Raw genomic sequence first — 12,477 nt, 5'->3', positions numbered from 1 at the left:
GCACGGCTGTGACCTTGCCCTCCCCGGGGTGACCTTGAAATCGGGCCGGTTACCTGCCGGTCACTTACGGGCCCCGGATGAACGTCGTGGGGCGGTCCGCCGTACCTCGTGCCACGCGGCCCGTGCGCCCCCGACGGCACGGTCACCGGGCCGCCCGAGGACAGGAGCGACCCATGGCCGAGAAGTACTTCACCGTGTCCGGAATGAGCTGCGAGCACTGCGCCACGAGTGTCGCCGAGGAGGTCGCCGCGGTGCCTGGCGTCACCGAGGTCGACGTCGACATCCGCGCCGGCCTGGTGACCGTACGCGGGGAGGCGGCCGAGGACGCGGCCGTGCGTGCGGCGATCGCCGAGGCCGGTTACGAGGTCGCGGAGGTCGTGCGGCGGGCCGCGGCCTGAGCCGGAAAGCCGGAAGGGAAGCCGGAAGGGAAGCCGGAAGGAAAAGCATCCGAACATTGCCGGAATCCGGCAGTGAACCGGCCCCCGGACCCGTGTGACGATCCCTCCGAGCCGGAGACCGGCGGCGGGACGGGAGGGGGACGGCGCGTATGGCCTGGTTCTACGGACTCGGCATCACGGGGGTGGCGCTGCTCGTCCTGTCGCTGGTCTTCGACGGGATGCTCGACGGCGCGTTCGACGGTGCGCCGGGCGGTGTCCTGGACGGATGGCTGTCGTTGCCGGTCGTCGCCGGATTCCTGTCGGCGACCGGGTTCGGCGGGGTCCTCGCGGCCGAACTGCTGGGTGCGGGACCGGTGCTCGCCACCGGATGCGGTGCGGTCGTGGGGGCCGCCGCGGGCTGGTCGACGTACCGCTTCGGCCGGGCCCTGGCGGGCGACCGGACGGCCGTCGCGCCCCGGGGTGCCGATCTGGTGGGTACCTCGGGGCGGGTGGTGACCGCCATTCCCGCCGACGGGTTCGGTGAGGTGCTGGTCCGTCTCGCGGGGCAGCCGGTGAAACTCGCCGCGCGCAGCGGGGGGCCGGTGGCGCGGGGGGCCGAGGTGTGGGTGGAGGCGGCGCCGACGGCCACGTCGGTTCTGGTGCGTCCCGTGGAGCGCTGAGCCGCCTCCGCCTCTTCCCTGCGTCCTTCGTGTCACCCGCCGGCGCTCCGCTGCACCCCTCTCTGCGCCCTTTCCGGCTCTTTTTCGGCTTTTCCTGTTCTTTTCTTTCCTCTTTGTGATTCGGGGGCGTTCTTCATGAGTCCAGTTCTTTTCGCGGTGGTGGGAGTCGTCGTACTCCTGGTCCTGCTGGCCCTGGTCGTGGTCACCCGCTACAAGGTCGCGGGGCCCAGCGAGGCGTTCATCGTCACCGGCCGGCGCGGCAAGCAGGCCACCGATCCGGAGACCGGGCGGGTGTTCACCGACAACAGCGGCCAGAAGGTCGTGGTCGGCGGCGGGGTGTTCGTCATGCCCTTCGTGCAGCAGCGGTTCACCCTGGACCTGTCGTCGCGTCACATCCCGGTGGCCGTGCGCGGCGCGGTCACCCTGCGCGGGATCAAGGCGAACCTCGAAGGGGTCGCCATCGTCAAGGTCGGCGGCACCGAGGACTCGATCCGGGCCGCCGCCCAGCGGTTCCTGATGCAGCAGGACGGCATCGTGGGCTTCACCCAGGAGGTGCTGTCGGGTGCGCTGCGGGCCATCGTCGGCCGGATGTCCGTGGAGGACGTCATCCGCGACCGGGCCGCGTTCGCCGGCCAGGTCGCCGAGGAGGCGGAGGCCAGTCTCTCCGGGCAGGGCCTGGTGCTGGACGCCTTCCAGATCCAGGACATCACCACCGAGGGCTCCTACCTGGAGGACCTCGGCCGCCCGGAGGCCGCGCGCGCCAAGCAGGAGGCCGACATCGCCGAGGCCGTGGCCCGGCGCGCCGCCGAGCAGGCCCGGCTGAAGGCGGAGGAGGAGATCGCGGTCGCCCAGCGGACCTTCTCCCTCAAGCAGGCCGAGATCAAGGCCGAGACGGACTCGGCGGCGGCGCAGGCGAACGCGGCCGGACCGCTCGCCGAGGCGGCCCGGCAGCAGGACATCCTCACCCAGCAGGAGAAGGTCGCCGAGCGACAGGCCGCGTTGAAGGACCGTCAGCTCGACACCGAGGTCCGCAAGCCGGCCGACGCCCAGCGGTACGCCGCCGAACAGGAGGCCGAGGCCCGTCGGGTCGCCCGGGTGAAGCAGGCCGAGGCCGAGCGGCTGGCCGAGATCGCGGGCGCCCAGGCGGAGGCGGAGCGGGCACGGCTGACCGGTGAGGGCGAGAAGCAGCGGCGGACCGCGCTGGCCGAGGCCGAGGCCGTCGAGGGCCTCCGTCAGGGCGAGTCCGAGCGGGCGCGGCGGGCGGCGATCGCGGAGGCGGTACGGCTGGAGGGCGAGGCGGAGGCCGCGGCGATCGGCGCGAAGGGCGCGGCCGAGGCCGAGGCGATGCGGCAGAAGGCGGACGCCTTCGGACGGTACGGCGACGCCGCGGTGCTGCAGATGCTCGTCGAGGTGCTGCCCCAGGTCGTCGCCAAGGCGTCCGAACCGCTCGCCGCCGTGGAGAAGATGACGGTCATCTCCACCGACGGTGCCGCCCGCATCCCGCGCGCGGTCGCCGACAACGTCGCCCAGGGACTCGAACTGCTCGGTTCCACCACGGGTGTCGACCTCGCGGAACTCCTGAAGGGGGTCACCCGGGACAAGGCGTCGGCGCGGGCCGGTGACAACGGCAAGGTGGAGATCGGCGAGTGACAGGATGAACCTGAGGCAAAGGGAAATGGGCAGCGCTTTACCTATTGTGTGATTTTACCTTTTCGTAGTGCGCTAGAATCCTTTACCAAGCGCTTACGCTCTGCTGAGCGCTGATTTGCTCATTCGTTCGAGTGTGGATCGGTGGCATACCGACCGCGTGTGGGGAGGCGTGACATGGGGCGGATCATCCGCGTGCGCGTCCTGAACGCCGCGCGCGACGCCGTACCCGATACCGGCCGCGCCGTGGGTCCGAGCGACCGCCGCGCGCACTGACACCCCCACCGCCGTAGAGAAGTCCGTCGACCGCCCGACGCCGTCGGGCGGTCGACGCCTCGCCATGTGAGCGATCGCTCCAGGGGTGGCACCCGCATGCCCGTACGCCACGGCCGGCCCGTCCGTCCGGCGCGCCGGCCCGCGGCAACGGCCCCGACCGCCCGGGTTCTTCGCGTCCCCGCGTCCGCACGCGCACCCGCCATCGAACCCGAACAACGCACTCGACCACGCACCCGCACCGAACCCGACAACGAACCCGCCACCGCACTCGAACAACGCACCCGACCACGCACCCGCACCGAACCCGACAACGAACCCGCCACCGCACCCGAACAACGCACCCGACCACGCACCCGCACCGAACCCGCCAACGAACCCCGCCACCGCACCCGAACCAGGCACAGACGCCGTCACCGCACCCGTCAACGGAGGACAGACGCCCGTGCACGACACCACCGCCATGCTCATCGAACTCGGGGCGATCATTCTCGCCCTGGGTCTGCTGGGCCGCCTCGCCGGCCGGGTGGGCTTCTCACCCATACCGCTCTATCTGCTCGCCGGGCTCGCCTTCGGCCAGGGCGGCATACTTCCCCTGCAGGCCAGCGAGGAGTTCGTCGCCACCGGCGCCGAGATCGGCGTCATCCTCCTGCTGCTCCTGCTCGGCCTGGAGTACAGCGCCTCGGAACTCGTCACCAACCTCAAGACCCAGTACCCCTCCGGCGCGGTCGACTTCGTCCTCAACGCCGCCCCCGGCGCCGCGATGGCGCTGCTGCTCGGCTGGGGCCCGGTCGCCGCCGTCGCGCTGGCCGGCGTCACCTGGATCTCTTCCTCCGGCGTCATCGCGAAGGTCCTCGGCGACCTGCGCCGCCTCGGCAACCGCGAGACCCCGGTCGTGCTCGGCGTCCTCGTCCTCGAAGACCTCTCCATGGCCGTCTACCTGCCGATCCTGACCGCCCTGCTCGCCGGGGTGAGCCTGGCGGGCGGCGCCCTCACCCTCCTGATCGCCCTGGGCACGGTCGGGGCCGTCCTCTACGTCGCCCTGCGCCACGGCCGGCTGATCAGCCGTGCCGTCTCCTCCGACAGCGCCGAGATGCTCCTCCTGGTCGTCCTCGGCCTCACGCTCGTCGTCGCCGGGGTCGCCCAGCACCTCCAGGTCTCGGCGGCCGTGGGCGCGTTCCTGGTCGGCATCGCGCTGTCCGGTGAGGTCGCCGAGGGCGCCAGCAGCATCCTCAGCCCGCTGCGGGACCTGTTCGCCGCGGTCTTCTTCGTCTTCTTCGGCCTGCACACCGACCCCGCCGCCATCCCGCCCGTCCTCCTCCCGGCCCTCGCGCTGGCCGCCGTCACCACCCTCACGAAGATCGCCACCGGCTACTGGGCGGCCCGCCGGGCGGGGATCTCCGTCAAGGGCCGCTGGCGGGCGGGCGGAACGCTGGTCGCCCGGGGCGAGTTCTCCATCGTCATCGCCGGCCTCGCCGTCGGCGTCGAGCCCCGCGTCGGTCCCCTCGCGACCGCGTACGTCCTCATCCTGGTCGTCCTCGGCCCCCTCACCGCCCGCTGGACCGAACCCCTGGCCACCCGGCTCACCCGGTTCGTCCGCCGCGGGTCGGCCGAGGACCGGCGGACGCCGGCGACACGGCCCGCACCCGACCCCGAGCCCACCGCCGAGGCGGTCCACGCGAACGTGTGACCCACCGCGCGAACCGAACGGGGAGGACAGGAACCATGAACGGTCACCACGGGAACCTCACGGCCGTCGACCGCCCGGACGTGACCGGCCGGGGCGGCGGCGTCCGGACCCCGGCCGGTGACGGTGCCGCCGTCGCCGGTGCCACCGCTGCCGGTGAGGACTTCCTCGACGGCTTCGAGCGGGTCCTCGCGGACGCCGCGCCCACCGGCCGCCGTCTGACCCGCGACGAGATCGAGTCGCGGCGGGCGCTCGGCGCACGGGCGGCCGAGGCCGGGCACGGCTGGCGCTCCCTGGTACGGGCGCATCTCGTGGCCGGCCGCGAGAACTGGCCGCGCGCGGCCGACCCGGACAGCGTCCTCGCCGTCATCGAGCAGGCCGTGGACGCCTTCGCCGACGGCTACGAGCGAGCCCAGCGGCTCGTGGTCCGCAAGGAGGAGGCCGCCCGCCGCGAGTTCATCGACGACCTGCTCCACGGCCGCGGCGACCAGGGCCAACTCGCGGCCCGGTCCGAGCGGTTCGGACTGCGCCTGTCGCGCGCGCACGCGGTCGCCGTCGCCGAGGGACCCGAGAAGTACGACGAGACCGACCCCGTGCCCCGGCAGGTGGCGAGCGACCTGTTCGCCCGCTTCGAGAACCGCCGCATCCTGTTCACCACCAAGGACGGCCGGATGGTGTGCATCGCGCCGGGCGACCAGGACGACGTCCTCACCCACTTCGCCAAACGCTCCTACGCCGCCACCGGCCGGGCCCAGGTCGCCATCGGCCGTTCCCGGTCCGGCACGGTCGGCATCGGCCACAGTTACGAGGAAGCGCTCAACGCCCTGGACGTGGCCCAGCGCATGGGCCTGGAGGAGCCCCTGCTCCGCGCCGCCGACCTGCTGGTCTTTCCCGTCCTCGCCCGCGACCGGCAGGCCCTCGTCGACCTGGTCAGCAGCACGCTCGGCCCCCTGGAGCAGGCACGGGGCGGGGTGCGGCCCCTGCTCGACACCCTCACGGCCTACTTCGACACCGGGTGCGTGGCCGCGTCGACCGCCCGCCGCCTCTCCCTCAGCGTGCGCGCCCTCACCTACCGGCTGGCCCGCGTCCACACCCTCACCGGCGCGGACCCGGCCGACCCCGCCGACCGCTACACCCTCCAGACGGCGGTCATCGGCGCCCGCCTCCTGGACTGGCCGACCAGACCCCTGAGTCCGGCGGAGACCACGCCGTAGCGGGGTTCGGCCAATTCCCGGCCCGCTGGCCGGTGTGTGTCTGGCGTCGGATGGGCGGCACGGGGATCGTGGACGGCGAGGGCTTCGAGTGGCGGCGCACACGACCGGTGCGCCACGGTGATCGGGAGCCTTGGGGGAACAGGTGGAGTTCCGGGTGCTGGGGCCGGTCGAGGTGTGGACTCACGGACGAAGGCTGCCGCCGTTCCCGCGCAAGCCGACCGCGCTGCTCACCGCCGGGCTGGTGGAGGCCGGGAAGCTGGTGTCGGTCGACCGCCTGGTCGACGCGGTCTGGGGGGACCGGCCCCCGGCGTCGGCGGCCAAGCTGGTGCAGGGGTACGTCCTCCGGCTGCGCCAGGTGCTGCACGGCGCGGACGACCGGGAAGTGATCACCACGCGCCCCCGTGGCTATGTGTTCGAGCCGGAGGAGGGACAGCTGGATCTCCAGCTGTTCCGGACACTGCTGGAACGGGGACACGTACAGGCGGCCCGGGGCGAACACGGCGGCGCGGCGGACCTCTTCGAGGAGGCGCTGGGCCTGTGGAGGGGACCCGCCCTCGGCGCCCCGACGACCCCGGTGCTCCAGGCCGAGGCGGCCCGGCTGGAGGAGATCCGGCTGGCCACCGTGGAACGCGTGCTCGACGCGCGGCTGGTGGTGGGCGGCGGAGCGGAACTGGTGGGGGACCTCACCGGACTGGTGGCCGAGCATCCCCTGCGGGAACGATTACGGGTGCTGCTCATCACCGCCCTGGACCGCTGCGGACGCCGGGCGGACGCCCTGGGGGTCTACCGGGACGCCCGTCGCCGGCTGCGCGGCGAGCTGGGTATCGAACCCGGCCCGGAGCTGAGGGAGGTGCACGCCCGGCTGCTGGCGGCCGACCGGCCCGTCGGAGTCGGAGTCGGAGTCGGAGCCGGGGTCCTGGAGGAGGCGCGCGCGGGCTGGGGGGCAGGGGCGGGGCGCCCGCCCGGCGGGACGCCGGCGGCCCCCGTGCAGTTGCCGGCCCCGCCGACGTGGCTGACGGGGCGCGAGAGGGAGGCGGCCCGTCTGGAAGCCGCGCTGCGGGAGAGCGGGGAGCACGGCCGGGTCTGCGTCGTGCACGGGATGGCGGGCGTCGGAAAGACGGCACTGGCGCTGCATGTCGCGCACCGGGTCGCAGCCGCCTTCCCGGACGGGCAGCTCCATGCCGGACTGGGCGGTGGGGACCCCGCGGGGACGGCCGACCCCGCCGAGGTCCTCGCGGGGTTCCTGCGCGCGCTGGGCATCGGCCCGGGCCGGATCCCCCCGTCGCTGCCCGAACGGGCCGCCGCGTTCCGAACTGTGCTGGCGGGTCTGCGGGTGCTCGTGGTGCTGGACGACGCCACCGGTGAGGAGCAGGTGCGGCCCCTGCTGCCGGGAGCGGGCAGCGGCAGCGCCGTGCTGATCAGCAGCCGGAAGGCCCTGCACGGCCTGGACTCTGTCGAGCGGGTGGGCCTTGAGGTGCTGAGCCCCGCCCACGCCCTGCGGCTCCTGGCCCGCCTCGCGGGGGCCGACAGGACGACGGCGGAGCCCGAGGCGGCGGCCGAGATCGCCCAGATGTCCGGAGGGCTCCCGCTGGCTCTGCGTATCGCGGGATCCCGGCTCGGCACCCGCAGCGCCTGGCCGCTCGGTGCCCTGGCCGAGCGGCTGCGCGACGAACACGTCCGGCTGGACGAGATGGCCTCCGGGGACCTGGACGTACGCGCCGGGATCGAGGTCAGCTACCGCGCGCTGCCGGAGCCGGAACGACTGGTCTTCCGCCGGCTCGGCATGCTCACCTCACCGGACCTCGCCCCCTGGGTGGCCGCGCCGCTGGCCGGCATCGACGTGGCCGACGCGGAGCGCCTGGTCGACCGGCTGGCCGACGCCCATCTGCTGGAGCCGCTGGGGGCGGACGGCACGGGCCGCGTGCGGTACCGCTTCCACGACCTGGTCCGTCTGTACGCCCGGGAGCGGGCCGAGCTGGAGGACACCCGGCGGACCCGGTCCGTGGCGCTGTCACGGCTGCTGCGCACCTGGCTCGCGCTCACCCGCCGGGCCGGGGACCTCGACCCCACCGGGGTGCCGCGTCTCGCTCCCCAGGGCGCCGGAGAGGGCTCCGACCTGGGACTGGGCGGGCGGCTGCTGGCCGATCCGCGGGCATGGCTGCGGGCCGAGCACGGTTCGCTGGTCGCCGGGGTGATGCTGGCCGCGCGCCTCGGCCTCGACGAGGAGGCGTGCGACGTGGCGGCGGCGCTCGTCCAGGCATCCTTCCGGGTGAACAACCAGTTCGAGGAGTGGCAGCGGACCCACGAGGCCGCCCTCGGCGCCGTCCGCCGGGCGGCGAACCCGCGCGGGGAGGCCGTACTGCTCACCGGTCTCGGACAACTGCGCTACGAACAGGACCGGTTCGACGAGGCCGACCGCCACTTCCGCGAGGCGCTGGCCGGGTTCGAACGGCTGGGCGACCTCGGCGGCCGGGCCACGGCCCTCGCGGGGATCGCCGCCGTCGGCAGGGAGCGGGGCAACTTCACCGAGGCGACGGCCTGTCTGGAACAGGCCCTGTCCGCCTTCGAGACACTCGGGGACGACGTGGGGGCGGCGGGTGCCCGCTACGACCTCGGGTCCATCCTGCGGGAGAAGGGCAACTCCCCGGAGGCGACGGCCCACCTGCGCGAGGCGCTCACGCTCTACCGGTCGATCGGCAGCCGGCGCGGTGAGGGGCTGGCACTGCGCGCGATCGGCCTGGTGCACCGTGCGGACGGTGACCTGGCGCGCGCCGAGGAGCACTGCGCGCGGGCCCTGCACCTCCAGCGGTCGGCCGGCGACCGGCTGATGGAGGCGTACGCCGTACAGGCGTTGGCCAAGGTCCGCTTCCGGCTGCGGCCCGACGACGCGGAACTGCCCGCGCTGCTCGGCGCACTGCGGGTGTGCCGGGAACTGGACGACGGGTTCGGCGAGGCCCTGCTGCTGCGCACGCTGGGCGAACTGCACCTCGCCCAGGGGCGGGTGGACCACGCGTCGGCCTGCCTGGGGCAGGCACTGGACCTCTGGACACGGCTGAGGCACCCGGTCTTCCGCGCCCGCACCCTGCGCGATCTGTCCCGGCTCCACGAACTCGTCGGCGACCGGCCCCGCGCCCGCGCGCTGCGCCAGGAGGCGCTGCTGACCTTCCAGCTCTACGGCACCCGGGAGTACGCCGAGCTCCGCGCGGCCGAGGAGCAGGACCCGAGCGTGCGCACGGGCTGAACCAGGACTGAACCGGCACTGCGCTCCGGCTGCACCACCGTCGCCCACAGTGAGGGGGCACCGCAGGAACACGACCCGAAACAAGGGGGAAGAAACCGATGCGCAAGCGCACCATCGCGACTCTGTCCGCATCCGCCGCCCTGGCCGCCGTGGCCGTCGTGGCACCCACCGCGTCCGCCGAACCGAATCCGCCGGGCTGCGACCGAGGAGCGTTCTGCATCTACTCCGGCCAGAACCAGACCGGTTCCCTGCTGGTGGAGAGCCAGGGCAACTGGTCCGGCAGTGTCAGCGGGCTGTCCGTCTTCAACAACGGCACGAGCTTCCCCGGTGGCGACCACATCCAGCTCACGTGGACCTACAACGGCGGCACGTACAGCGACTGCCTCCACTTCAACCCGGGTCCCGGCGACTACAAGTGGAACTTCGTGTCCGGCGTCGTCTTCAAGAAGGCCACCTGGCGCGGCGAGTGCTGATCCCCGCCACCGTACGCACGGCCGCCGCGGACACCCGCGGCGGCCGTGCCACGTCCCGGGTCGCCGGGTGACCCGACCGCCGTACGGCCTCCATGATCGCGACGCAGGGGTGGATGGCCGGGTTCGGGCGGGGTGAGGGTGATCCCGGCTTCGTGATCCGGCGGTCAGATGTCCCGGAAGATCTCGATCTGTGCCCCCACCGTGTTCAGGCGTTCCGCCAGGTCCTCGTAACCCCGGTTGATGACATAGACGTTGCGGAGCACCGACGTGCCCTCGGCGGCCATCATCGCCAAGAGGACGACCACGGCCGGGCGGAGGGCCGGCGGGCACATCATCTCGGCGGCGCGCCAGCGGGTGGGGCCCTCGACCAGGACCCGGTGCGGGTCGAGGAGTTGGAGGCGGCCGCCCAGGCGGTTGAGGTCGGTCAGGTAGATCGCGCGGTTGTCGTAGACCCAGTCGTGGATGAGGGTCTGGCCCTGTGCGGAGGCGGCGATGGCCGCGAAGAACGGGACGTTGTCGATGTTCAGGCCGGGGAACGGCATGGGGTGGATCTTGTCGATCGGCGCCTGGAGTTTCGAGGGGCGGACGGTGAGGTCCACCAGGCGGGTACGGCCGTTGTCGGCGACGTACTCCGGTGAGCGGTCGTGGTCGAGCCCCATCTCCTCCAGGACCGCCAGTTCGATCTCCAGGAACTCGATCGGCACCCGGCGCACGGTCAGTTCGGACTCCGTGACGACGGCGGCGGCCAGCAGGCTCATCGCCTCCACCGGGTCCTCGGAGGGCGAGTAGTCGACGTCCACGTCGAGGTGCGGTACCCCGTGCACGGTGAGGGTGGTGGTGCCGATGCCCTCCACCCGTACGCCGAGCGCCTCCAGGAAGAAGCAGAGGTCCTGGACCATGTAGTTGGAGGAGGCGTTGCGGATGACCGTCACACCGTCGTGGCGGGCGGCGGCCAGCAGCGCGTTCTCCGTCACCGTGTCGCCGCGCTCGGTCAGCACGATCGGGCGGCCGGGGGTGACCGACCGGTCCACCTCGGCGTGGTACAGCCCTTCGGTGGCCGTGATGTCGAGGCCGAACCGGCGCAGCGCGATCATGTGCGGCTCGATCGTCCGCGTCCCCAGGTCGCAACCGCCCGCGTAGGGCAGCGTGAAGTGGTCCATGCGGTGCAGCAGGGGGCCGAGGAACATGATGATCGAGCGCGTGCGGCGGGCGGCGTCCGCGTCGATCGCGGCGAGGTCCAGCGCGGCCGGCGGCACGATCTCCAGGTCGACACCGCCGTTGATCCACCGGGTGCGTACGCCGATGGAGCCGAGCACCTCCAGCAGGCGGTACACCTCCTCGATGCGGGCCACCCTGCGCAGCACTGTGCGCCCCTTGTTCAACAAGGAGGCGCACAGCAGCGCGACACACGCGTTCTTGCTGGTCTTCACGTCGATCGAACCCGACAGCCGACGCCCGCCGACCACCCGCAGATGCATCGGACCCGCGTATCCCAGCGAGACGATCTCGCTGTCCAGGGCTTCACCGATTCGGGCGATCATCTCAAGGCTGATGTTTTGATTACCGCGCTCGATACGATTCACCGCGCTCTGACTCGTACCGAGAGCCTCCGCCAGCTGCGACTGTGTCCAGCCACGGTGCTGCCTTGCGTCACGGATGAGCTTGCCGATGCGTTCGAGGTAGTCGTCTGCCATGAGGTGAGGTTATCTCAGATATGAGATTGCGCCTCTTGGGGGGCCTGTGGGGGGTGTGGCGAGGGGCCGTTCAGGTGACGTGGTGTCAGCCGCGTGATGCGGCTCAGTGGCGCCGGGCGTTGCGCGTGCGGCGCCAGCCGAAGGGGCCGGGCAGGTCCATCGAGGTCGTACGGCGCCCCGTGCTGCTGTGGGTGTGGCGGGGGCCGTTGCGGCCCCCGGTGGTGATGGACCAGGAGCGCTTGTTGATGTTCAGTCGCACACCCGGCAGGATGCGGAAGCTCTTGCGGAACGTGAGCGGCATGTGTGCCTCCCTCCCGACTACTTGACGCGGACCGGGTACCCCGCCCGGCGGCGTGCATCCCTGTCGTGCGACGGCAACTGCGCCTTCCGGGTGGGGCGTTGGCTCGGGAGTGCGCGTCAGCGGGGCGGCAGTACGCAGAACTCGTGGCCGTCGGGGTCGGCCAGCACCACCCAGTCGACGTCGCCCTGGCCGATGTCGGTCCGCGTGGCGCCGAGGGCGACGAGGCGGTCGACCTCCGTCTCCTGGTCGCCGTCGGCGGGGAGGGCGAGATCGAAGTGGAGGCGGTACTTCCCGGTCTTCGGGGCCACCGGCGGACCTCCCCAGGTGATCTTCGTGCCGCCGTGCGGTGCCTGGATCGCGGTCTCCTCGTCCTGGTCCCAGACCAGGGGCCAGCCGAGGGCCCGGCTCCAGAAGTACCCGACCTCCTGCGAGCCGTCGCTCGCCAGGGCGCCGACGAACCCACAGCCGGCGAGGAACGCGTTGCCCGGCGGGATGACACAGAACTCGTTGCCCTCGGGGTCGGCGAGGACCACGTGTCCCTCTTCCGGGAGCTGGCCGATGTCGATGTGCCGGCCGCCGAGGCCGAGCGCCCTCGCCACGACCTCTCGCTGGTCCTCCAGGGACTGGCTGGTGAGGTCGAAGTGCATCTGGTTGGGGACGGTCTTCTCCTGCCGGCTCGGCAGGAAGCGGAGCCGGAACCCCTTCTCGTCGGCCGGGGCGAGCGCGACGGCGCCGTACGGGTCGTCGGTGGTCTCCCAGCCCAGGACGCCGGCCCAGAACCGCGCCAGACCGACGGGGTCGTGCGCGTCGAAGCAGAGTGCGTGCAGGTGGGAGGTCATGTCGGGGGATCTCCGATCCGCTGACTCACGGCCGCGCACCGGGCTCGTCCC

General features: G+C 72.7%; 10 protein-coding genes. 7 read left to right on the top strand and 3 right to left on the bottom strand.

From position 1 onward, the window contains the following. Nucleotides 1-173: 173 nt before the first annotated feature. The 7 genes from PYR72_RS13895 (at nt 174) to PYR72_RS13865 (ending at nt 9,592) form a co-directional block, all read left to right on the top strand. Nucleotides 174-398 (top strand): heavy-metal-associated domain-containing protein, encoded by a 225-nt coding sequence (locus PYR72_RS13895; RefSeq protein ID WP_275455646.1) that lies wholly within the window; start codon nt 174-176, stop codon nt 396-398. A 149-nt stretch (nt 399-547) separates the two neighbouring features. Next, entirely contained in the window at nt 548-1,057 is a 510-nt protein-coding gene (locus PYR72_RS13890) for a hypothetical protein (protein WP_275455645.1), read from the top strand. A gap of 135 nt (nt 1,058-1,192) precedes the next feature. After that, nucleotides 1,193-2,707 carry a flotillin family protein gene (locus PYR72_RS13885; protein ID WP_275455644.1) on the top strand — a complete coding sequence of 505 codons (1,515 nt, stop codon included), beginning with the start codon at nt 1,193-1,195 and terminating at the stop codon, nt 2,705-2,707. Nucleotides 2,708-3,422: 715 nt separating this feature from the next. After that, on the top strand, nt 3,423-4,667 hold the full coding sequence (locus tag PYR72_RS13880) for a cation:proton antiporter (RefSeq protein WP_275455643.1): 1,245 nt from the start codon (nt 3,423-3,425) through the stop codon (nt 4,665-4,667). A gap of 35 nt (nt 4,668-4,702) precedes the next feature. Further along, nucleotides 4,703-5,878, top strand: a complete 1,176-nt coding sequence (locus tag PYR72_RS13875) for a helix-turn-helix domain-containing protein (protein ID WP_275455642.1) — start codon at nt 4,703-4,705, stop codon at nt 5,876-5,878. Nucleotides 5,879-6,008: 130 nt separating this feature from the next. After that, on the top strand, nt 6,009-9,119 hold the full coding sequence (locus tag PYR72_RS13870) for a BTAD domain-containing putative transcriptional regulator (protein ID WP_275455641.1): 3,111 nt from the start codon (nt 6,009-6,011) through the stop codon (nt 9,117-9,119). Between the two features lie 98 nt (nt 9,120-9,217). Continuing rightward, nucleotides 9,218-9,592: a peptidase inhibitor family I36 protein gene (locus PYR72_RS13865; protein WP_275455640.1), complete on the top strand. Its 375-nt coding sequence runs from the start codon at nt 9,218-9,220 to the stop codon at nt 9,590-9,592. Nucleotides 9,593-9,756: 164 nt separating this feature from the next. Here the strand turns inward: PYR72_RS13865 and PYR72_RS13860 are convergent, their stop codons facing one another. From PYR72_RS13860 to PYR72_RS13850, 3 genes are all read right to left on the bottom strand, one after another. After that, entirely contained in the window at nt 9,757-11,286 is a 1,530-nt protein-coding gene (locus PYR72_RS13860; RefSeq protein WP_275455639.1) for a UDP-N-acetylglucosamine 1-carboxyvinyltransferase, read from the bottom strand. A gap of 103 nt (nt 11,287-11,389) precedes the next feature. Further along, nucleotides 11,390-11,587: a DUF4236 domain-containing protein gene (locus PYR72_RS13855; RefSeq protein WP_012999948.1), complete on the bottom strand. Its 198-nt coding sequence runs from the start codon at nt 11,585-11,587 to the stop codon at nt 11,390-11,392. 116 nt (nt 11,588-11,703) lie between these two features. Further along, the gene (locus tag PYR72_RS13850) at nt 11,704-12,426 is read right to left on the bottom strand and encodes a VOC family protein (protein ID WP_275455638.1); all 723 of its coding nucleotides are present in this window, start codon (nt 12,424-12,426) and stop codon (nt 11,704-11,706) included. Between the last annotated feature and the right edge of the window lie 51 nt (nt 12,427-12,477).

This window comes from Streptomyces sp. VNUA24, assembly GCF_029167005.1.
Taxonomy (GTDB): domain Bacteria; phylum Actinomycetota; class Actinomycetes; order Streptomycetales; family Streptomycetaceae; genus Streptomyces; species Streptomyces scabiei.
This window is presented reverse-complemented; position numbering and strand designations above follow the sequence as displayed.